This is a genomic window from Saccharothrix sp. 6-C (assembly GCF_016695385.1).
Taxonomy (GTDB): domain Bacteria; phylum Actinomycetota; class Actinomycetes; order Mycobacteriales; family Pseudonocardiaceae; genus Actinosynnema; species Actinosynnema texasense.
Window position 1 is genome coordinate 7,195,067 of record NZ_CP064192.1, and the last position, 20,845, is coordinate 7,215,911.

The following is a 20,845-nucleotide window of genomic DNA, read 5'->3' on the forward strand; positions in this document are numbered from 1 at the left end:
CGGTCAGAACAGGCGGAACTCGTCGGATTCGATGCCGCGCAGCGCGTCGTAGTCCAGCACGACGCAGCGGATCCCCCGGTCCTCGGCGAGGGTGCGCGCCTGGGGCTTGATCTGCTGGGCGGCGAACACGCCGCGGACCGGGGCCAGCAGCGGGTCGCGGTTGAGCAGTTCCAGGTAGCGGGTCAGCTGTTCGACCCCGTCGATCTCGCCGCGGCGCTTGATCTCGACCGCCACCGAGCCACCCTTGGCGTCGCGGCACATCAGGTCGACCGGACCGATCGGGGTCGGGAACTCCCGCCGCACCAGGGACCAGCCGTCGCCGAGCGTGGTGACGTGCTCGGCCAGCAGCTTCTGCAGGTCCGCCTCGACACCGTCCTTGACCAGGCCGGGCTCCGGGCCGAGCTCGTGCTTGGAGTCGTGCAGCACCTCGGCCAGGGTGATGATCAGCTTCTCGCCGGCCTTGTTCTGCACGACCCACATGTCCGGGTCCTCGATCAGCCAGCACGGCGGGCTCATCCAGTTCAGCGGCTTGTACGCGCGGTCGTCGGAGTGGATCGACACCGAACCGTCCGCCTTGATCAGCAGCAGTCTCTGCGCCATCGGCAGATGAGCGGTGAGGCGTCCGACGTAGTCGACCTGGCAGCGAGCGATGACGAGGCGCACGGCCGACAGGCTACGGGGTGCGGGGCCCGGCCCGGCGGCAGGTACCGTCGGCCGACGTGTCACCGCCGCGCCCGCTCCCGCGCGCCACGCCCGTCGGCTCGATCGGCGGTTCGACCGTCGACGAGAGCGCGCACACGCCGCCACGTGGCGTTCCGGCCGCCCGTGACGCCGGCCGCGATCGGCCTTCGGAGTCCGGTCGGCCGCGCGTGTGGTGGTGTACTTCGCGTACGGCAGCGCGCGATCGGAACTGGCCCGATCGCGCGCCGACCCGGAGCCTTCGGCACAGGGAGAGTGATCGTGGAAACCCTCGGATCGCGTGAGGTGTACGCGAACCAGTGGATGGTGGTCCGGGAGGACGCCATCGGGCGCGCGGACGGCACCACCGGCATCTACGGCGTGGTCGACAAGCCCGACTTCGCGCTGGTGATCCCCATGGACGGCGAGCGGCTGCGGCTGGTCGAGCAGTTCCGCTACCCGATCGGCCTGCGGCGCTGGGAGTTCCCGCAGGGCACCGCGCCCGAACGGGCGGACGAGGACCCGATGGTGCTGGCCGAGCGCGAGCTGCGGGAGGAGACGGGGCTGCGGGCGGGCAAGCTGGTGCAGCTCGGCCTGCTGGACGTCGCGCCGGGCATGTCCAGCCAGCGCGGCCGGGTGTTCCTGGCCACCGACCTGCGGGAGGGCTTCCACGAGCGGGAGCACGAGGAGCAGGACATGCGCTCGGCGTGGTTCCCGCGCGGCGAGTTCGAGGCGATGATCGCGCGGGGCGACATCACCGACGCCCAGTCGATCGCCGCCTACACGCTGCTCCTGCTGCACGAGCACGCACAGCCGTGACCGGTGGCATCACCGGGATCGCGGAGCTGACCGCCGACGAGGTGCGGGCGTGCGCGGAGGCGTTGGCCGACGTGCTGGTCGACGCGGTGGAAGGCGGCGCGTCCGTCGGCTTCGTCAAGCCGCTGCCGCGCGAGCAGGCGCTCGCGTGGTGGCAGTCCAGGGCCGCGCCGGTCGCGGACGGCGTGCTGGCGCTGTGGGTGGCGCGGGCCGGTGCGCACGTGCTCGGCACGGTCCAGGTGCGGTTCTCCGACACGGCCAACGGCACGCACCGCGCCGAGGTGGCCAAGCTGCTCGTGCGCCGCGACGCCCGCGGCTCCGGCCTCGGCCGGGCGCTGCTGGACGTGGCCGAACGGGGCGCCGCCGAGCGCGGCGCGACCCTGCTCGTGCTGGACACGCAGACGGGTTCGGCCGCCGAACGGCTCTACCGGCGGGCCGGCTGGACGGAGGCGGGCGTCATCCCCGACTACGCCGCCGACCCGGACGGCGTGCTGCGGCCGACCACGTTGTTCTACAAGCGGATCGGGTGACCCGGTCACCTCCCGCCCCCTCCGTACGTCAGGTGAGTAGGCGCTCCTGCTCACCGCACGTCCGGAGGGGTTCATGTCCACCGCACACGTCGTCGTCACGGTCCTCGCGATCCTGGCCAACGCCGCCGTCGCCATCGCCGATCTCGCGAGGGCGGACTTCGTCCTGGCGAACTCGGCCGAGGTCCACGTGCCGCTCTCGTGGGTGCCCGCCCTGAGCGCGCTGAAGGCGGCGGGCGCGGTCGGCCTGCTCCTCGGCCTGGTCGGAGCACCTGCCGTCGGGACCGCGGCCGCGGCCGGGCTGGTGGTGTTCTTCGTGGGCGCGGTCGGCGTCCACGTGCGGCACCGGGTGTGGCACAACATCGCCGCACCCGGCACGTTCCTCGCCCTCTCCGTAGCCTGCCTCGTGCTCGGGTTAGCCGGTCAGCCGGCTTAGCCGGACCAACCCACGCCAGCCCAGGCCAACCGAACCAGCCGCATCAGCCGGGCCAACCGGACCAGCCGGGCACCCAGGCCAGCCGAGCGTGGTCGGGCCAGCCAGATCAGTCGGGCAGTCGGGCAGTGGGGCAGTGGGGCAGTGGGGCAGTCGGGCAGTCGGGCAGTCGGGCAGTCGGGCAGTCGGGCAGTCGGGCAGTCGGGCAGTCGGGCAGTCGGGCAGTCGGGCAGTCGGGCAGTCGGGCAGTCGGGCAGTCGGGCAGTCGGGCAGTCGGATCAACCCATCAGCCGGGACAACCAGCAACCGGGCCAGCCAAGCAACCTGACCAACTCAGGCCAACCCGGGCCAGCCAGGCCAACCGGATAAGCCGGGCAACCGGGCAACCGGGCAACCGGGCAACCGGGCAACCGGGCAACCGGGCAAGTCTGAGCAGCCGAGCCAGCCGCGCAACCGGGCCAGCCGCGCAACCGGTCAGTCGGCAGCCGGGCTAGCCCCGCAACCGGATCAGCAGAGCCAGCCGGGTCAACCCGGGCAGTCGGGCTAGCTGGATCAGTCGAGTTCGGTCGGGGCGAGTCGGGCCAACAGAGCCCGACCCGGCCGGGTTGCCCGGCTGCCGGGCAGCCGAGTCAGCCGAGCAACCGGGCCGTGTCAGTCGGTCCAGACAGGAGGGCGCTTCTCCAGGAAGGACGACATGCCTTCCTTGGCCGCCGGGGTCTGCGATGCCGCCGCCATCACCTCCACCGCGATGCCGTAGGCGTCGGCTTCGGGCCGGTCGAGTTGGGCGTAGATCGTCTGCTTGCCCAGAGCCTTGCCGGCCCGGCTGCCCCGGGTGGCCCGGCGCATCAGCTCGTCCACGGCGTCGTCCAGCTCGGCGAGCGGCACGACGCGGTTCACCAAGCCCCACTGCTCGGCGGTGCGCGCGTCCACCGCGTCACCGGTCAGCGCCATCTCCATCAGCCGCTTGCGGCCGATGGCGCGGGCCACCGGGACCGCCGGGGTGTGGCAGAACCAGCCGCCCTTGCCGCCGGGCAGGGCGAACGCGGCCTCCTCGGCGGCCACGGCCAGGTCGCACGACGCCATCAGCTGGCAGCCCGCCGCCGTGGCGAGGCCGTGCACGCGCGCGATCACGACCTGCGGCACGGACTCGATCGTGCGCATCAGATCCGTGCACAGCGTCAGCAGGTCACGCACGCCCTCCAGGTCGCGGGCCGCCACGTCGGCGAAGTCGTGCCCGGCGGAGAACACCGGACCTTCACCCGCGAGCACCACACCCACCGCGTCCGACGCGGCGACTTCGCGGAACGCGGTCAGCAGCTCCGCCAGGTGCTCGGCGGACAGCGAGTTGCGCCGGGCGGCGCGGTCCATGGTGATCCGCACGACGTCATCCGTGCGGTCGACGCGGATGTGCTGGTATTCGGCCATGTTGCGACGGTAACCGGCCGTGCAACCGCCCGCCGGTGGAGTTCCGTCCCGGTGGCATGAGACTTCGCCCGTCAGTCGTGGTCCTCGGTTCGATCCTGGCGGTCGCGGGCTGCGCCGGCGTCGACCGGGCGGCGACACCGACCCTGCCGATCGGGTCCGACCTCCCCGCCTCGGTCGCGCCCGTCGCGGTCGACTTCCCGGCGACCGCGGCACCCCGCCCGATCGTGCTGTTCCAGCCGAAGCTGGTGACCGTGGAGTGGCAGGGCCTGGAGGAGGAGAAGCTGGCCGCCGGCTACCGGTTCACCGGTGTCGAACCGCCGACACCCGGAGCGACCTCGGTGGTGCTGCCCGACGGCCCGGCGACGTTACCGCTGATCAGCGTGCGCGACGCGGTGGCCGCGCTGCCCGGCGGAGGTCGTGACGGCGAGGTGGAGCTGGTGAGCGCCGAGCTGGGCACGGCGGCGTTCACCACCGACCGCGGCCGGCTCGAACTGCCGGCGTGGCGGTTCCGGTCCTCGTTCGGCAGCGTGTACGCGTGGCCCGCGGTCACGCCCGAGGCGTTCTGGAAGCGGGGCGAGGAGATCATCGGGAGCCACCACGCGAGGACGACGGACGGGGTGCGGCTGGAGGTGGAGCTGGGCGCGCCTCCGACGCCGTGCCGGGGTGACGCGCCGGCCGTCAAGGAGCCCGTGGTGACCGAGACCGAGACGTCGGTGGTGATCGGCGTGCGGACGACCGGGCCGGTCGGCGAGTGCGCGCGGACCGCGATCTACCTGCCCCGGTACTACCCGGTGACGCTGGCGAAGCCGCTGGGTTCACGGGTGCTGGTGTTCGAGGAGGACGGCGGCATCATCCCCGTGACGCCGCCGTCGCCGTGACGCCGCGCCGGTCGGGTCAGGAGGCGGCGGGCACGCGGAAGGTGCGGCGGTAGGCGTCGGGGGTCACGCCGAGTTCCGCGCGCAGGCGACGGCGGAGGTTGGCCGGGGTGCCCAGGCCGGCCCGTTCGGCCACGCGGTGCACCGGCAGGTCGGTGGTCTCCAGCAGGCGCCGGGCCAGCCGGACCCGCTGCACCTGCAACCAGCGGCCGGGTGTGTCGCCGGTCGCGGCCAGGAACGCCCGGTGGAAGGTGCGTTCGCTCATCCCCGCGTGCGCGGCCATGTCGGACACGCCGACAGTCGACGCGAGGCGGTCCACCGTCCAGTCCACTGTGGACGCGATGCCGACGCGGTCGGGCCGGGACGGCAGGGGCGGGTCGACGTACTGGCGCTGGCCCCCCTCACGGGTCGGCGGCATCACCAGGCGTCGGGCCAGGGCAGCGGCCACGTCGGCGCCGTGCGCCCGGCGCACCAGGTGCAGGCACAGGTCCAGGCCGCCGACCACGCCGGCCGACGTCAGCACCTCGCCGTCGGTGAACAACACGTCCCGGACGACGCGGGCCCGGGGCGCGGCGGTTTCCAGGGCGTCCAGCAGCCGCCAGTGCGTGGTCGCCTCACGGCCGTCGAGCATCCCCGCCGCCGCCACCGTGAACGCACCCGAGCACAACGCCGCGACCGTCCCGGAGAACGACCGCAGCGCGCGCACCGCGGCGTCCGGCACCGGCGCGAGCGGGTCCACCCGACCGGGCACCACGACCAGGTCGCAGTCACGCAGCCCGGACAGGCCGTGGGTCGCCGGGATGACACCCACCGGCGCCACGGCCGTCGCGACCCGACCCGGTGCGCACAGCCGCAGCTCGAACGGGCCGACGCCGGCGTCGGAGCGGTCCACGCCCCACACCTCGCTCACCACCGAGACGTCGAACATCCGACTGCCCGGCAGCAGGAGCACACCCACCGTCCGCATGGCAGGAAAGTACCCCAACGTGCCGGTTCCGCCACTCACACCCAGCCTGGCGACGACCGCAGACTCGACGTCATGACCGACACCGTCCTGATCCTGATCGACGTGCAGCGCGGCTTCGACGACCCGTCCTGGGGCAGGCGGAACAACCCCGGGGCGGAGGCCAACATCGCCCGCCTCGTCGACTCCTGGACCGGCCCGCTGGTGCTCGTCCGGCACGACTCGACCGAGCCGGGCTCGCCGCTGCGGCCCGGTCAGGACGGCAACCGGTTCAAGCCCGAGCTCGACCGCGCCGACGCCGACCTGGTCTTCGCCAAGGAGGTCAACTCCGCGTTCCACGGCGAGATCGACCTGGACGTGTGGTTGCGGGCGCGCGGCGTCACCCACATCGTGCTCGCCGGCATCCAGACGAACATGTGCGTCGAGACGACCGCCCGGGTCGGCGGCAACCTCGGCTACCGGGTCGAGGTCGTGCTCGACGCGACGTTCACGTTCGACCTGGAGGACCTGACCGCCGACGAGCTGACCCGGGCCACCGCCACGAACCTGCGCGGCGGCGGGTTCGCCGAGATCGTGTCCACCCGTGACGTCCTCCAGCGCGGACGCGTGCTCGCCGCCGACCGCTAGAAGGTCGGGAGGCAGGGACCGGGCGCTAGAGGCCGTTCGCGTCCCGGACGACCGCCACGATCTCGTCCATGATCTGGGTGAGCTCGTAGTCCTTGGGCGTGAACACCCGGGCCACACCGCGTTCGCGCAGCTCGTCGGCGTCGTCGGGCGGGACGATCCCCCCGACGATGACCGGCACGTCACCGGCGCCGGCCGCGCGCAGGCCGTCGACCACCGCGGGCACGACCTCCAGGTGCGAGCCGGACAGGATCGACAGGCCGACCACGTGCACGTCCTCCTGCACGGCGGCGGCCACGATCTGCGCGGGCGTGAGCCGGATGCCCTGGTAGACGACCTCGAAACCGACGTCCCGGGCCCGCACGGCGACCTGCTCGGCGCCGTTGGAGTGACCGTCGAGGCCCGGCTTGCCGACCAGGATCCGCAGCCGCTCGCCCAGCTCCTCGCCGGTCGCCCGCACGCGTTCGCGCACCCGCGCGATCTCCGCGCCCGCCTCGCCGGACGCCGAGGCCGCCGAGACCCCGGTCGGCGCGCGGTACTCGCCGAACGCCTCGCGCAACGCCTGCGACCACTCGCCGGTCGTCACGCCGGCCTTCGCGCACGCGATCGTGGCCTCGACCAGGTTCCGGTCCGTCTTCGCCAGCGCCCGCAGGTCGTCCAGGGCGGACTTGGCCGACACGTCGTCGCGGGACGCCTTCCACGCCCGGATCGCCTCGACCGCGTGCCGCTCGACGACCGGGTCGATCTGCTCGATGGCCTTCGCGCCCTCGGCCTGCAACGGCGACGGCTCGGTGGTGGCGAACTTGTTCACGCCGACCACGACGTCCTCACCGGACTCCACCCGCCGGCGCCGGTCCGCCAACGACGACACCAGCGCCGACTTCATGTACCCGGACTCGACCGCCGCGACCGCGCCGCCCATCGCCTGCACGCGGTCGATCTCGGCCCGCGCGCCCTCGACGAGCTCGTCCACCTTGGCCTCGACGACGTGCGAGCCGTCGAAGATGTCCTGGTACTCCAGCAGGTCCGTCTCGTAGGCCAGCACCTGCTGCATCCGCAGCGCCCACTGCTGGTCCCACGGCCGGGGCAGGCCGAGCGCCTCGTTCCACGCGGGCAGCTGGACGGCGCGGGCCCGTGCGTCCCTCGACAGGGTCACGGCCAGCATCTCCAGCACGATCCGCTGCACGTTGTTCTCCGGCTGCGCCTCGGTCAGCCCGAGCGAGTTCACCTGCACGCCGTAGCGGAACCGGCGGTGCTTGGGGTCGGCGATGCCGTACCGGTCGCGGGTGATCTCGTCCCACAGCCGGACGAACGCCCGCATCTTGCACATCTCCTCGACGAACCGCACGCCCGCGTTGACGAAGAAGGAGATGCGGGCGACGACCTCGCCGCGCCGTTCCTCGGGCACCTGGCCGGAGTCGAACACCGAGTCCAGCACCGCGATCGCGGTGGACAGCGAGTAGGCGATCTCCTGCACGGGCGTCGCGCCCGCCTCCTGCAGGTGGTAGGAGCAGATGTTGATCGGGTTCCACTTGGGCACGTTCGACACGGTCCACGCGACCATGTCGGTGATCAGCCGCAGGCTCGGCCCGGGCGGGAACACGTACGTGCCGCGGGACAGGTACTCCTTGATGATGTCGTTCTGCGTGGTGCCCGCGAGGGTGGCGCGGTCCGCGCCGTGCTCCTCGGCCACGCTCACGTACAGCGCGAGCAGCCACATGGCCGTCGCGTTGATGGTCATGGAGGTGTTCGCCTCGCCCAGCGGGATGCCGTCGAACAGCTGCCGCATGTCGCCGATGTGGCCGACGGGCACGCCGACCTTGCCGACCTCGCCCTTGGCCAGCTCGTCGTCCGGGTCGTAGCCGGTCTGCGTGGGCAGGTCGAACGCCACGGACAGACCCGTCTGGCCCTTGGCGAGGTTGCGCCGGTACAGCGCGTTGGAGGCGGTGGCGCTGGAGTGACCCGCGTAGGTCCGCATGACCCACGGACGGTCGCGCTCTCGGTCGGCCGGGTACGGCACGGCAACCTCCTGTGTCTCATTGCCGCTGGTCCGCGGGCGACGGCTCGGCCGCCTCGGAGTCACGGTTCCCCGTAGCGTACTGACGAGTAACACAGCCCGCGCGTGCCGTTGCTCACTGAATCGAAGCTGCGGGAGGATGGGTGGCGTGACCGCGCTCACCACGTTCCTGCTGCTGGTCATCGTGTTCGGGCTGCTCGCCCTGGTGCTGTTCTGGGCGTTCGGCATCGACCGCCGGGCCGTGCCCGACTACACCGGCGACGACTTCGGCCTGCTGACCGAAGTGACCGCCGTGCCCACCTCGGAAGCCGCCGTCGTCCTGGCCGCCCGGCTGCGGACGGCACGCATCAAGGTGACCGTGGTCCGCCGCGGCGGCCTGCACCGCCTGATGGTCTTCCCGGCCGACGCGCCCGACGCCAAACTGCTCCTGCGCGACCCCGGGTGAGCACCGGCCGCCGAGAGGTGACCCGTGCGGTCGGCCGGTTGGTCGACGGTCACGCGAGCGCTTGCGCGCCGCACCCGTCCAGGTGACAGTGGTGCGCGCGGCGGCTCACGGGTCCAGGCCGGCGCACCCGACGCCGAACCCCGCGGAGCGCCCCATGACCATCGGTCTGTCCCGGATCGCCCAGGACGACGAAGACATCTCGATCGACGAGCTGAGGCTCGCCGCGCGCAACCACGGGATGCCGCTGGAAGCGCTGCGCTACGACGAGACGCCGGCGGGCCTGCACTACCTGCTGATCCACTACGACATCCCGGACGTGACCGGCTGGTCGCTGGACGTGCTCGGGCGGACGTGGACGTTGGACGAGCTGCGCGCGCTGCCCGCCGTGAGCCGGCAGGTGACGTTGGAGTGCGCGGGCAACGGGCGGGCGAAGCTGCACCCCCGGCCGGTCAGCCAGCCGTGGTTGGACGAGGCGGTCGGCTGCGCGACGTGGACCGGCACGCCGTTGGCGCCCCTGCTCGCCGACCTGCCGCCGGACGCGGTGGACGTGGTGTTCACCGGGCTCGACCACGGGCTGGACCGGGGCGTCGAGCAGGACTACGAACGCGCGCTGCCGGTGGCCGAGGCGTTGCGGTCGGACGTGGTGCTGGCCTACGAGATGAACGGCCAACCGCTGCTGCCCCAGCACGGCGCGCCGCTGCGGCTGGTCGTGCCCGGCTGGTACGGCATGGCGCACGTGAAGTGGCTGCGCTCGATCACCGCGCTGGACCGGCCGTTCGACGGGTTCCAGCAGGCCGTCGCCTACCGGATCGCGCAGGGGCCGGACGACGAGGGCACGCCGGTGACCCGCATCCTGCCCAAGGCCCTGATGGTCCCGCCGGGCTTCCCCGACTTCATGACCCGCCGGCGGTTCGTCGACGCCGGCCGCGTGCTGCTCACCGGCCGCGCGTGGAGCGGCCACGCGCCCGTGGCGAAGGTCGAGGTCGAGCTGGACGGCACGTGGGTGACGGCCGACCTCGGCCCCGCCGGCGACCAGTACGCGTGGCGGCGCTGGGAGTGCGCGTGGGACGCGACGCCCGGTGAGCACGTGCTGCGGGTGCGGGCGACCGACGCGGACGGCCTCACCCAGCCCGTCGACCAGCCGTGGAACCGCCAGGGCATGGCCAACAACACCGCCCAGCGGGTCCCGGTGACCGTGCGGCCCTGAACCGGCGGCCGCCGACGTCGGGGCCGACAACGCGCCGGCGGCCGCTCCCACTGCCGCGGGTCAGGCGCTGACGCGCTCCACGACCGCGCCGAGCTTGCGCAGGTTCTCCACGAAGCCCGGGTAGCCGCGCTCGATGTGGAAGATCTCGTACACCTCGGTCGCGCCGTCCGCGCACAGCCCGGCCAGCACCAGCCCCGCGCCCGCCCGGATGTCCGACGCCCACACCGGCGCGCTGGACAACCGGTCCACCCCGCGCACCACCGCGTGGTGGCCGTCGGTGCGGGCGTCCGCGCCCAGCCGCACCATCTCCTCGATGAACCGGAACCGCGCCTCGAACAGGTTCTCGGTGATCATCGACGTGCCGTCGGACACGCTCGACAGCGCGATCGCGAACGGCTGGAGGTCGGTGGCGAAACCGGGGTACGGCAGCGTCACGAAGTCCACCGACCGCGGCCGGTCGGTCTGCACCACGCGGAAACCGTCGTCGAGCGTGGTCACGGCCGCGCCCGCCATCCGCAGCTTCTCCAGCACCAGGTCCAGGTGGTGCGGGTCGACGCCGCGCACGGTGATGTCGCCGCGGGTCATGACGGCGGCGAACGCCCAGGTGGCGCCGACGATCCGGTCGCCGATCACCCGGTGCTCGGTCGGCTGGAGCGACTCGACCCCGTGCACGGTGAGCGTGGACGTGCCCGCGCCCTCGATCTTCGCGCCCATCTGCTGGAGCATCACGCAGATGTCCACGATCTCCGGCTCGCGGGCGGCGTTGTCGATGACCGTGGTGCCGTCGGCCAGCACCGCCGCCATCAGGATGTTCTCCGTCGCGCCCACGCTGGGGAAGTCGAGCCAGATCTGCGCGCCGTGCAGGCCCTCGGCCTCGGCGATCACGCAGCCGTGCTCGATCTCGCTGTGCGCGCCGAGCTTGCGCAGCCCGCTCTGGTGCATGTCCAGCGGCCGGTTGCCGATCGCGTCGCCACCCGGCAGCGCGACGACGGCCCGCTTGCACCGGCCCACCAGCGGACCGAGCACGCACACGGACGCGCGCAGCTTGCCCATCGCCTCGGAGTCGGCGCGGTGGTTGAGCTCCTTCGGGGTGGTGATCGTGACGACCCGGCCCTCGATCGCCACCTCGCAGCCGAGGCTGCGCAGGACGTCCGCCATCAGCGGCACGTCCAGGATCTCCGGGCAGTTGGTGATGGTGGTGGTGCCCTCGGCCAGCAGCGCCGCCGCCATCAGCTTGAGCACGCTGTTCTTCGCCCCCACGACGGCGACCTCGCCGACGAGCCGGCCACCGCCATGAACCCGGAAGTGCTCACTCACGTAAGGAACTCCTTGCTCGTTGTGCCGCAATCCTACGTACGGTCTGAATCGTGCCCGTCCGTGGTGGGTCTGCGCGGTGTCTACAGTGCTTCCCATGGCCGTGCACCTGACGAAGATCTACACCCGTGTCGGCGACGACGGGACCACCGGCCTCGGCGACTTCTCCCGGGTGCCCAAGACCTCACCCCGCATCACGGCGTACGCCGACGTGGACGAGACGAACGCCGCGCTCGGCGTGGCCCTGGCGCTCGGCGCGCTGGAACCGGACGTCGCCGAGGTGGTGCGGCAGGTCCAGAACGACCTGTTCGACGTCGGCGCCGACCTCTGCACGCCCGTCGTGCCGGACCCCGAGCACCCGCCGCTGCGGGTCACCCAGGCCTACGTGGACCGGCTCGAGTCGTGGTGCGATGCGTTCAACTCCCGGTTGGGCAAGTTGGAGTCGTTCATCCTCAACGGTGGCACACCCGGCGCGGCGCTGCTGCACCAGGCCCGCACGATCGCCCGGCGGGCCGAGCGGGGCGCGTGGGCGTTGATCGAGGTCGAGGCCGATCGGACGAACGCGCTGACCGCGAAGTACCTGAACCGGCTGTCCGACCTGCTGTTCATCCTGGCCAGGGTCGCCAACCCGGACGGCGACGTGCTCTGGCGGCCGGGCGCCAACGCCTGACCGAAGCGGGTGGCGCCGGGCGCCCGATCAGGGCGTGTGGACGACCTTCTCCGCACCGATGCGCCGCATCCGCTCGACGCCCCACACGCCCAGCGCGGCGAGCGCCTCGTTGAGCGACACCCCGTGCCCGGTCAGCTCGTACTCCACCCTCGGCGGCACCTCGGGGAACACCTCGCGGCGCACGAGACCGTCCTCCTCCAGCTCGCGCAGCTGCTGCACCAGCATCTTCTCGCTCACGCCCGGCAGGCCGCGGCGCAGCTAGGCGAACCGCCGCACGCCGTGCTCGGCCAGCTCCCACAGGATCAGCGACTTCCACTTCCCCGACACCACGTCCATCGCGGCGTCGATGCCGCAGAAGTAGGGGCCACGTCGAGCCGCCATCGCCCCTCCCAAGGGTGCTCACCGAAAGGTGGGTACCGCACAAAATAGTCCGTACTGGTCAGCTCCGACGGTACGGGTGACGATCGCGGCATGACGAACACGAAGGCGACCGTCCTCGGGCTCGGCGCGATGGGCGCCGCCCTCGCCACCGCCCTGGTGCGCGCCGGGCACGCCACGACGGTCTGGAACCGCACCCCCGGCAAGGCCGACGCCCTCGTCGACCTCGGCGCCACCGCCGCCGCCACCGCCCGCGACGCCGTGGCCGCCGCCGACGTGGTGATCGCCTGCCTGCTCGACGCCGACTCGGTCCACGAGGTGCTCGACCCGGTGGCCGACGTGCTCACCGGCCGCACGCTGGTCAACGTCACCACGACCACGCCCGACCAGGCGAAGGAGATCGCCGGGTGGGCGGCGGCGCACGGCGCGGTGCACCTCGACGGCGGCATCATGGCCGTGCCGGACATGATCGGGCTCCCCGGCGCGTCCGTCCTCTACAGCGGGTCGGCCACCGCGTTCGAGCGGCTACGCCCCCTGCTGGACCTGTGGGGTGAGAGCGCGTACCTCGGCGAGGACGCGGGCCTGGCGTCGCTGTACGACCTGGCCCTGCTCGCCGGCATGTACGTGATGTTCGCGGGTTTCCTGCACGGCGCGGCGATGGTCGCGGACGCGGGCGTGACGGCGACCGAGTTCGCCCGGCGGTCGGCGCCGTGGCTGGCCGCGATGACCGGCGGGTTCGCCGGGTTCGCGGCCGTGGTCGACGGCGGCGACTACACCGTGCCGGGGCAGCAGAGCCTGGTGTTCTCCGACCTCGGCGACCTGCTCGGCGCGAGCGCCGCGCAGGGCATCTCCACGGAGGTGGTCGGGGTGGTGCAGGACCTGATCCGGCGGCAGGTCGACGCCGGTCACGGCGAGGAGGGCTTCGCCCGCATCTACGAGAGCATCAGGCAACCCGCCTGACCCTCCCGGGGCGCCGGGCTAGGAGGCCCAGGGAATGGACCGGCCCGGAGGCGCCGACTCCAACCAGGACAGGAATCCGGTCAGCGCGTCCGGGCCCATCGCGATCTCGACCTCGCCCTTGTCGCCCCGGCACCGGAGCACCACCGCGTTCGCGGGCATCGCGTACGCCTCCGGCGGGGTGGGCTCGCGGCGGTCGTCGATCTCGAAGCCCTCGCGGGAGATGACCATGTCCGGGCCGGCGCTCAGGCTCAGCACGCGGAACCACGTGAACTCGTCACCGCGGTAGTGCCCGACACCCAGGTGCCAGCCCCGGCCGGAACCGGCGATGCGCGACCTCAACGCGACGTGCACGCCACCGGCGCGCAGCAGTCGGACGCGGCGCCACGCCAGGTACGCGAGGACGACCACCGCGCCGAACAGGACCACCCCCACCAGTTCGGCGATCCCCACGGCGCTCGTCCCGTCCGCGTCAGGCCGAGTGTCCCGCGGCGCGCAGCCGCGCGATGGCCCGGGCCCGCTGCACGTCGTCCGAGTTCTGCGCGTCCGAGCGGGCTCGTTCGACGTCGATCTCCTCGGAGAGCTCCGCGTCCTCGGCGAGGATGCTCACCCCGTCGCCGGTCACGGAGAGGAACCCGCCGTGCACGGCCGCCGTCACGAGCTCGTTGTCCGTGGTGCGGATCCGGACCACGCCGCCCTCGACCAACTGGCCGAGCACCGGCTCGTGGCCGGGCAGGATGCCGATCTCCCCTTCGAGCGTCTGCGCGACCACCGAGGTGGCCGTGCCGGACCACAGGCGGCGTTCCACCGCGACCAACTGGACGGTCATCTCGGCCACGCGCATCTCCCTGAGTCGACTGGAGTCGAGCCCCAGTCTAAACGGTGACCGGAACACCCCGCCGTGCCGGCCACCCCCAGGCGCTGCCCCGGCCCGCCGCGACCCTCCCGGCGACCGCTCCGGCGGCGTCCTCCGCGACCACCCGCAAGGCCGCTACCAAGGCGAACGGGGAGGAACTCCGTCGGGTGCGGCGAGCGGCACGCGCCCGGCACGGGCCGCAGACGACCCTGATTACGTGCAGAAGCCTCGGTCCACCGGCACGGTCACGGACCACGGGCGCTGTCTGCGGGCAGACCGCGGCGCGGGTCGCCCAGCAGCGGGGTGGCGGCGCGGCAGCGCACCGGGTACGCCGCCGCTCGGGCCGGCGCGGGCGCGCCGCTGGGAGACTGGGCCGGTGCCCACCCCGAAGTCGCTGCTGGAGCGCGCGTTCTCGCTGTTGTCCGTGTTCACCGTGGACCGGTCGGCGGTGACGCTGTCCGAGCTGAGCCGCCACTCCGGCCTGCCGCTGAGCACCACGCACCGGCTGGTGGCGTCGCTGGTGGAGCTGCGCGCCCTGGACCGGACGGCAGATGGGCGCTACTGCGTGGGCCTGAGGCTGCTGGAGCTGGGCGCGTTGTCCCCCGGCAGCCTGGACCTGCGGGACCGGGCCCTGCCGTTCCTGGAGGACCTGTGCGAGGTCACGCGGCACAACGTGCAGCTGGCCGTCCGCGACGGCACGGAGGTCGTGTACGTGGAGCGGATCTCGGCGCGGGACGCGGTGAACGTGCTGACGCGGGTCGGCAGCCGGATGCCGACGCACTGCACGGGCGTCGGCCTGGTGCTGCTGGCCGCCGCGCCGGTCGCCGTGCAGGAGGCCGTGCTGGCCGCGCCGCTCAAGCGGTTCACGCCCCGGACGATCGTGTCGCCGCCGGAGCTGCGGGAGACCCTGGCCCGGGTGCGCCGCGACGGCTACGCCATCAGCGACCGCCAGCTCGAGATGATCACCTACTCGGTCGCCGCCCCCGTGCGCGGCCAGGACGGCGAAGTGGTGGCCGCGGTGTCCGTCGTCGTGCCGACCGACACCCGCACCGACACCGTCGTGCCCGCCGTGCGCACGTGCGGCCTGGCGATCTCCCGCGCGCTGGGCTGGGCCTCCCCCTGACGACCCGGCCCGGTGACGCCCGAAGGGCCGCTCCCCGACGGGGAACGGCCCTTCGACGAAGCCCGACTCAGTTGCCGGCCAGCTTCTTGGCGTTGGCCTCGACGTCGTCCAACCCGCCGCAGGAGAAGAACGCCTGCTCCGGGTAGTGGTCGAACTCGCCCTTGCAGACGCGGTCGAACGCCTCGATGGTGTCCTTGATGGACACGAACGAACCCGGCTGACCGGTGAACTTCTCGGCCACGATGAAGTTCTGGCCGAGGAAGCGCTCCAGGCGACGGGCGCGGCCGACGAGGACCTTGTCCTCCTCGGACAGCTCGTCCATGCCGAGGATGGCGATGATGTCCTGCAGCTCCTTGTACTTCTGCAGGATCCGCTTGACCTCCTGCGCCACCCGGTAGTGCTCCTCGCCGACGATCGACGGCTCGAGGATCCGGGAGGACGAGGACAGCGGGTCCACCGCCGGGTAGATGCCCTTCTGGGAGATCGGACGGGAGAGCTCCGTCGTCGCGTCCAGGTGGGCGAACGTGGTGGCCGGCGCGGGGTCGGTGTAGTCGTCCGCGGGCACGTAGATGGCCTGCAGCGAGGTGATCGACTTGCCGCGCGTCGAGGTGATGCGCTCCTGGAGCTCACCCATCTCGTCCGCCAGCGTCGGCTGGTAACCCACGGCGGACGGCATGCGGCCCAGCAGGGTCGACACCTCGGAACCCGCCTGGGTGAACCGGAAGATGTTGTCGATGAACAGCAGCACGTCCTGGCCCTGCACGTCGCGGAAGTACTCCGCCATCGTCAGCGCGGACAGCGCGACGCGCATGCGCGTGCCGGGCGGCTCGTCCATCTGACCGAACACCAGGGCGGTGTCGCTGAGCACGCCCATCTCCTCCATCTCGAGGAGGAGGTCGGTGCCCTCACGGGTGCGCTCGCCGACGCCGGCGAACACCGACGTGCCGGAGAACTCGCGGGCGATACGGGTGATCATCTCCTGGATGAGCACCGTCTTGCCCACGCCCGCGCCGCCGAACAGGCCGATCTTGCCGCCCTTGACGTACGGGGTCAGCAGGTCGATGACCTTGATGCCCGTTTCCAGGATCTCGGTCTTGCCCTCGAGCTGGTCGAACGACGGCGCCTTGCGGTGGATGCCCCACTGCTCGCCGTCGCGGCCGAGGCCGGGCTCGTCGAGGCAGTCGCCCAGCGCGTTGAAGACGTGGCCCTTGACGACGTCGCCGACCGGCACGCTGATCGCCTTGCCGGTGTCGGTCACCGCCGCGCCGCGGACCAGGCCGTCGGTCGGCTGCATCGAGATGGTGCGGACCAGGTTGTCACCCAGGTGCTGGGCGACCTCCAGGGTCAGCGTCTTGGCGACCGCCTCGTAGGTGATCTCCACGTGCAGCGCGTTGAACAGCTCCGGCACCGCGCCGCGCGGGAACTCCACGTCGACGACGGCACCGATCACCCGGACCACACGGCCGGTGCGGGTGGTGGTGGCAGTAGCACTCATGTCACTCATCACTTCCTGCGCCCCCGGTAAGCGCGGAGGCGCCACCGACGATCTCGCTGATCTCCTGGGTGATCTGGGCCTGGCGGGCCGCGTTCGCCTGGCGGCTCAGGTTGCGGACCAGCTCGGTGGCGTTGTCCGTCGCCGCCTTCATCGCGGTCCGCCGCGCCGCCGACTCCGAGGCCGCCGCGTCCAGCAGCGCCGAGAAGAGCCGGGTCTTGACGTACTTGGGCAGCAACGCGCCCAGCAACGTCTCCGCGCTCGGCTCGAACGAGTACACCGACTGGAGCTTCTGCGGCTCCGGGTCGAAGTCCACGACCATCGGCGCGATCCGCTTGGCGACCGGCGTCTGGCTCAGCATCGACTTGAACTCGGTGTAGACCACGTGCAGCTCGTCCACGCCGAGCACGCCGTCCGGGCCGGGCTGGTCGCCCTCGTCGTCGCTGCCCGCGACGAACGCCTTGACCAGCGCGTCACCGGCCTCGACCGCGTTCACGTAGTGCGGGAGCTGCGAGAAACCGGTCCACTCGCCCGCGATGGCGCGGCGGCGGAACTTGTAGTAGCCCACGCCCTTGCGGCCGATGACGTAGAGCACGGGCTCCTTGCCCTCGGACCGCAGCAGCGAGAGCAGCTCCTCGGCGGCACGCAGCACGTTGGCGTTGTAGCCACCGCACATGCCCTTGTCGCTGGTCACGACCAGGACGGCGGCACGGCGGGGGTTCTTGCGCTCGGTCAGCAGCGGGTGGTCGAGGTTCGCGGACGCGGTCGCCAGGGAGGAGAGCACCGAGGTGATCTCCTCCGCGTACGGACGCGACGCCGCGACCCTCGTCTGCGCCTTGGCCAGACGGGACGTGGCGATGAGCTCGTACGCCTTGGTGATCTTCTTGGTCGAGTTGACCGAGCGGATCCGCTGGCGCAGCTCTCGGATCTGTGCCGCCATGGCTACGTCACTTCTCGGTCGGAGCGGGCCGGTTGACCTTCACCGACTCCTGCCCGACCTTGTCGGCGTCCATCGCGTCGGCGGGCGCGTCGTTGACCACGGACGCGCCACCGGATGCGGTGAACTGCTGCTTGAACGCGGTGACGGCGTTCACGATGCCCTTCTCCGTGTCGTCCGACAGCTTCTTGGACTCGCGGATGTCGGACAGGATCACGTCGTGGCCGCGCCGGACGTGGTCCAGGAACTCCGACTCGAAGCGGCGGACGTCGCCGACCGGGATGTCGTCGTAGTGGCCGTTGGTGCCGAGGTAGATGGAGACGACCTGCTCCTCGACGGGGACCGGCGAGTACTGGCCCTGCTTGAGCAGCTCGACCAGGCGGGCGCCGCGGTCCAGCTGGGCGCGGGAGGCCGCGTCGAGGTCCGAGGCGAAGGCGGAGAACGCCTCCAGCTCGCGGAACTGCGACAGGTCGAGGCGCAGCGAGCCGGAGACCGTCTTCATCGCCTTGGTCTGCGCGGCGCCACCGACGCGGGACACCGAGATGCCCACGTTGACGGCCGGGCGCACGCCGGCGTTGAACAGGTCCGACTCCAGGAAGCACTGGCCGTCGGTGATCGAGATGACGTTGGTCGGGATGTACGCCGACACGTCGTTGGCCTTGGTCTCGATGATCGGCAGGCCGGTCATCGAGCCGCCGCCCATGTCGTCGGACAGCTTCGCGCAGCGCTCGAGCAGGCGCGAGTGCAAGTAGAAGACGTCGCCGGGGTAGGCCTCGCGGCCCGGCGGGCGACGCAGCAGCAGCGAGATGGCGCGGTACGCCTCCGCCTGCTTGGTCAGGTCGTCGAAGATGATCAGGACGTGCTTGCCCTGGTACATCCAGTGCTGGCCGATGGCCGAGCCGGTGTAGGGCGCGAGCCACTTGAAGCCGGCCGAGTCGGACGCGGGGGCGGCGACGATGGTGGTGTACTCCAGCGCGCCCGCCTCCTCCAGCGCGGCCTTGACGCCCGCGATGGTGGAGCCCTTCTGGCCGACGGCCACGTACACGCAGCGGACCTGCTGCTGCGGGTCGCCCGAGTCCCAGGCCTTCTTCTGGTTGATGATCGTGTCGATGCAGACCGCGGTCTTGCCGGTCTTGCGGTCGCCGATGATCAGCTGGCGCTGGCCGCGGCCGATCGGCGTCATGGCGTCGATGGCCTTGATGCCCGTCTGCATCGGCTCGCTCACCGGCTGCCGCTGCAGCACGGACGCCGCCTGCAGCTCCAGCGCGCGGTTGTCGTCGGCCACGATGTCGCCGAGGCCGTCGATCGGCTGGCCGAGCGGGTTCACCACGCGGCCGAGGAAGCCGTCGCCGACCGGCACGGAGAGCACCTGGCCGGTCCGCTTGACCTCCTGGCCCTCTTCGATCTTGTCGAAGTCACCGAGGATGACCGCGCCGATGGTGCGGACCTCCAGGCTCAGGGCCACGCCGAGCACGCCGCCGGGGAACTCCAGCAGCTCGTTGGTCATGGTGCCGGGCAGACCCTCGACGATGGCGATGCCGTCGTAGGTCTCCGCGACGACGCCGACCTCTTCCCGGCTCACTTCCGGGGAGTAGGCCGAGACGTACTTCTCGATCGCACTGCGGATCTCGTCCGACGAGATCGTCAGCTCCGCCATGTCGTTCCTGCTCTCACTTCGTTCTGGGAAAGGGGCTTGTGGGCCGCGGTTCCGGTCGGTCAGCCGGCGAGGTCGCGGCGCAGTGACGCCAGCCGACCGGCCACGCTCCCGTCGATGACCTCGTCGCCGATCTTGATCAGCAGGCCACCGCGCAGCGTGGGGTCGACCTCGACGTGCAGCGCGATCGGCCGGGAGTAGATCCGGGTCAACGTGGCCTCGAGGCGGTCCTGCTGAGCCGCGTCGAGCTCGACGGCGGAACGGACGTAGGCGACGGAACGTTCCCGGCGCTTGGCCGCGAGCGACGCGAGGTCGCCGAGGCCGTTGACGACTCCCTGGCCGCGCGGCTCGCGGACGAGCTGGTCCACCAGGGTCTTGGTGGTCGCGTCCACCTTGCCCGCCACGAGGCTGTCGACCAGCGCGACCTTGCCCGCGGCCTCGACCGCCGGGTCGGAGAGCGCCAGCTCGAGCGCGTGGTTGCCCGCGACGATCCGGCCGAGCCGGAACAGCTCGTCCTCGACCGCGTCGAGCTTGCCGTCCCGCTCCGCCCGCACCAGCAGCGTGGTGCGGGCCAGCGACTCGACGCCGTCGACCAGCTCGCGAGGGCTGGACCAGCGCGCGGTGACGACCGTGGCCAGCACCTGTGCGGTCACGTCGGCGACCTTGCCGTCGAGCAGGCCGCGCAGCAGCTGCTCCCGGGACTCGGGCTCCGAGGAGTTGTCGGCCAGCGCGCGGCGCAGCGCGGGCTGCGCCGACAGCAGGCTCACGACCGCGAACAGCTCGCTGCCCAGCTCGCCCAGGGCGGAGCTGTCCAACGTGGCATCCACGGCCTCGAGCAACCGCAGTTCGGCGGCGGCCAGGGCGTCACGGCTGGCGGCGTGCAGCGTCATCGGCGTTCCCTCACTTGACGGCCGGAGCCGACGTGCCGTCGAGCTCGGAGAGGAACCGGTCGACGGTGCCCCGGCGGCGCACCTCGTCCTCGAGCGACTCGCCGACGACCCGGTCCGCCAGGTCGATGGCCAGCCGGCCCAACTCGCCACGCAGCTCGGCGACGATCTGCGCGCGCTGCGTCTCGAGCTGGGTCTGCCCCTGCGCGATGATCCGCGAGGACTCCTCCTGCGCCTTGGCGCGCAGCTCGCTGATGATCTGCTCGCCTTCGATGCGGGCGTCGTCGCGGATGCGGGCCGCTTCGGCGCGAGCCTCGGCCAGCTGCGCCTTGTACTGGTCCAGCGCCTGCTGGGCCTGCGCCTGCGCCTGCTCTGCCTTCTCGATCCCGCCCTCGATCTTGGCGGCACGTTCCGCGTACAACGTCTCGAAGCGCGGCGACACGAACTTCTTGATGACGAAGAACAGCAGCAGGAACGAGATCAGGCCGAGGATGATCTCCGACGTGTGCGGCAGGACGGGGTTGATGGCCCCTTCCTCCGCCGCCAAGATGAGGGTATTCATCACA

The 20,845-nt window shown here is 72.0% G+C and carries 22 protein-coding genes and 1 pseudogene; 10 read left to right on the forward strand and 13 right to left on the reverse strand.

What is annotated here, in order from left to right:
* Positions 1-3: 3 nt before the first annotated feature.
* Positions 4-663 (reverse strand): endonuclease NucS, encoded by a 660-nt coding sequence (nucS, locus tag IOD16_RS30695; protein WP_201437186.1) that lies wholly within the window; start codon positions 661-663, stop codon positions 4-6.
* Between the two features lie 297 nt (positions 664-960).
* On the opposite strand from nucS, the gene IOD16_RS30700 reads away from it, so the two are divergent.
* The 3 genes from IOD16_RS30700 to IOD16_RS30710 all read left to right on the forward strand — a co-directional run bounded on the left by IOD16_RS30700 (position 961) and on the right by IOD16_RS30710 (position 2,457).
* Positions 961-1,497, forward strand: coding sequence for an NUDIX domain-containing protein (locus IOD16_RS30700; protein ID WP_201437188.1), 537 nt, complete (start codon positions 961-963; stop codon positions 1,495-1,497).
* The gene (locus IOD16_RS30705; protein WP_236594482.1) at positions 1,494-2,024 is read left to right on the forward strand and encodes a GNAT family N-acetyltransferase; all 531 of its coding nucleotides are present in this window, start codon (positions 1,494-1,496) and stop codon (positions 2,022-2,024) included. Before IOD16_RS30700 ends, IOD16_RS30705 begins: the two co-directional genes overlap by 4 nt.
* Before the next feature lie 73 nt (positions 2,025-2,097).
* Entirely contained in the window at positions 2,098-2,457 is a 360-nt protein-coding gene (locus tag IOD16_RS30710; RefSeq protein ID WP_201437190.1) for a DoxX family protein, read from the forward strand.
* Between the two features lie 648 nt (positions 2,458-3,105).
* Here IOD16_RS30710 and IOD16_RS30715 read toward each other — a convergent pair.
* Complete coding sequence (locus IOD16_RS30715) at positions 3,106-3,879, reverse strand: enoyl-CoA hydratase-related protein (RefSeq protein ID WP_123745765.1); 774 nt, start codon at positions 3,877-3,879, stop codon at positions 3,106-3,108.
* A gap of 56 nt (positions 3,880-3,935) precedes the next feature.
* Between IOD16_RS30715 and IOD16_RS30720 the strand changes: the two genes are divergently transcribed.
* Positions 3,936-4,757 (forward strand): hypothetical protein, encoded by an 822-nt coding sequence (locus tag IOD16_RS30720; RefSeq protein WP_201437192.1) that lies wholly within the window; start codon positions 3,936-3,938, stop codon positions 4,755-4,757.
* Between the two features lie 16 nt (positions 4,758-4,773).
* Here the strand turns inward: IOD16_RS30720 and IOD16_RS30725 are convergent, their stop codons facing one another.
* A complete protein-coding gene (locus IOD16_RS30725) occupies positions 4,774-5,721 on the reverse strand; it encodes a GlxA family transcriptional regulator (RefSeq protein WP_123745763.1) in 948 nt (315 codons plus the stop codon).
* Between the two features lie 72 nt (positions 5,722-5,793).
* On the opposite strand from IOD16_RS30725, the gene IOD16_RS30730 reads away from it, so the two are divergent.
* Positions 5,794-6,345 (forward strand): cysteine hydrolase family protein, encoded by a 552-nt coding sequence (locus IOD16_RS30730; RefSeq protein ID WP_201437194.1) that lies wholly within the window; start codon positions 5,794-5,796, stop codon positions 6,343-6,345.
* Positions 6,346-6,370: 25 nt separating this feature from the next.
* Here the strand turns inward: IOD16_RS30730 and IOD16_RS30735 are convergent, their stop codons facing one another.
* A complete protein-coding gene (locus tag IOD16_RS30735; protein WP_201437196.1) occupies positions 6,371-8,362 on the reverse strand; it encodes a protein meaA in 1,992 nt (663 codons plus the stop codon).
* 136 nt (positions 8,363-8,498) lie between these two features.
* On the opposite strand from IOD16_RS30735, the gene IOD16_RS30740 reads away from it, so the two are divergent.
* Together IOD16_RS30740 and IOD16_RS30745 are read left to right on the forward strand one after the other, a co-directional pair.
* Positions 8,499-8,804, forward strand: a complete 306-nt coding sequence (locus IOD16_RS30740) for a hypothetical protein (protein WP_201437198.1) — start codon at positions 8,499-8,501, stop codon at positions 8,802-8,804.
* Between the two features lie 154 nt (positions 8,805-8,958).
* Entirely contained in the window at positions 8,959-10,011 is a 1,053-nt protein-coding gene (locus IOD16_RS30745) for a sulfite oxidase (RefSeq protein WP_201437199.1), read from the forward strand.
* A 60-nt stretch (positions 10,012-10,071) separates the two neighbouring features.
* On the opposite strand, the gene murA is transcribed toward IOD16_RS30745, so the two are convergent.
* Positions 10,072-11,328: a UDP-N-acetylglucosamine 1-carboxyvinyltransferase gene (murA, locus tag IOD16_RS30750; protein WP_123745759.1), complete on the reverse strand. Its 1,257-nt coding sequence runs from the start codon at positions 11,326-11,328 to the stop codon at positions 10,072-10,074.
* Positions 11,329-11,422: 94 nt separating this feature from the next.
* Between murA and IOD16_RS30755 the strand changes: the two genes are divergently transcribed.
* Complete coding sequence (locus IOD16_RS30755; RefSeq protein WP_123745758.1) at positions 11,423-11,995, forward strand: cob(I)yrinic acid a,c-diamide adenosyltransferase; 573 nt, start codon at positions 11,423-11,425, stop codon at positions 11,993-11,995.
* Positions 11,996-12,022: 27 nt separating this feature from the next.
* Here the strand turns inward: IOD16_RS30755 and IOD16_RS30760 are convergent.
* Positions 12,023-12,376 (reverse strand): annotated as a pseudogene (locus IOD16_RS30760) (winged helix-turn-helix transcriptional regulator).
* A 90-nt stretch (positions 12,377-12,466) separates the two neighbouring features.
* On the opposite strand from IOD16_RS30760, the gene IOD16_RS30765 reads away from it, so the two are divergent.
* Positions 12,467-13,333, forward strand: coding sequence for an NAD(P)-dependent oxidoreductase (locus IOD16_RS30765; protein WP_201437201.1), 867 nt, complete (start codon positions 12,467-12,469; stop codon positions 13,331-13,333).
* 18 nt (positions 13,334-13,351) lie between these two features.
* Here IOD16_RS30765 and IOD16_RS30770 read toward each other — a convergent pair whose 3' ends face one another.
* Positions 13,352-13,783: a DUF2550 domain-containing protein gene (locus IOD16_RS30770; RefSeq protein ID WP_201437203.1), complete on the reverse strand. Its 432-nt coding sequence runs from the start codon at positions 13,781-13,783 to the stop codon at positions 13,352-13,354.
* A 19-nt stretch (positions 13,784-13,802) separates the two neighbouring features.
* On the reverse strand, positions 13,803-14,168 hold the full coding sequence (locus IOD16_RS30775; protein ID WP_201437205.1) for a F0F1 ATP synthase subunit epsilon: 366 nt from the start codon (positions 14,166-14,168) through the stop codon (positions 13,803-13,805).
* Positions 14,169-14,562: 394 nt separating this feature from the next.
* Here IOD16_RS30775 and IOD16_RS40700 point away from each other — a divergent pair, with 394 nt between their 5' ends.
* Positions 14,563-15,309 (forward strand): IclR family transcriptional regulator, encoded by a 747-nt coding sequence (locus IOD16_RS40700; protein ID WP_236594483.1) that lies wholly within the window; start codon positions 14,563-14,565, stop codon positions 15,307-15,309.
* A gap of 67 nt (positions 15,310-15,376) precedes the next feature.
* Here IOD16_RS40700 and atpD read toward each other — a convergent pair whose 3' ends face one another.
* Genes atpD through IOD16_RS30805 form a run of 5 tightly spaced genes read right to left on the reverse strand, consistent with a single transcriptional unit; the run spans position 15,377 to position 20,841 of the window.
* Positions 15,377-16,813 carry a F0F1 ATP synthase subunit beta gene (atpD, locus tag IOD16_RS30785; protein ID WP_201437208.1) on the reverse strand — a complete coding sequence of 479 codons (1,437 nt, stop codon included), beginning with the start codon at positions 16,811-16,813 and terminating at the stop codon, positions 15,377-15,379.
* Positions 16,806-17,741 (reverse strand): F0F1 ATP synthase subunit gamma, encoded by a 936-nt coding sequence (locus tag IOD16_RS30790; RefSeq protein ID WP_123745753.1) that lies wholly within the window; start codon positions 17,739-17,741, stop codon positions 16,806-16,808. Before IOD16_RS30790 ends, atpD begins: the two co-directional genes overlap by 8 nt.
* A gap of 7 nt (positions 17,742-17,748) precedes the next feature.
* Positions 17,749-19,395 carry a F0F1 ATP synthase subunit alpha gene (gene atpA, locus IOD16_RS30795; RefSeq protein ID WP_123745752.1) on the reverse strand — a complete coding sequence of 549 codons (1,647 nt, stop codon included), beginning with the start codon at positions 19,393-19,395 and terminating at the stop codon, positions 17,749-17,751.
* Positions 19,396-19,454: 59 nt separating this feature from the next.
* The gene (locus IOD16_RS30800) at positions 19,455-20,282 is read right to left on the reverse strand and encodes a F0F1 ATP synthase subunit delta (RefSeq protein ID WP_201437210.1); all 828 of its coding nucleotides are present in this window, start codon (positions 20,280-20,282) and stop codon (positions 19,455-19,457) included.
* A 10-nt stretch (positions 20,283-20,292) separates the two neighbouring features.
* On the reverse strand, positions 20,293-20,841 hold the full coding sequence (locus IOD16_RS30805) for a F0F1 ATP synthase subunit B (RefSeq protein WP_123745750.1): 549 nt from the start codon (positions 20,839-20,841) through the stop codon (positions 20,293-20,295).
* Positions 20,842-20,845 lie beyond the last annotated feature (4 nt).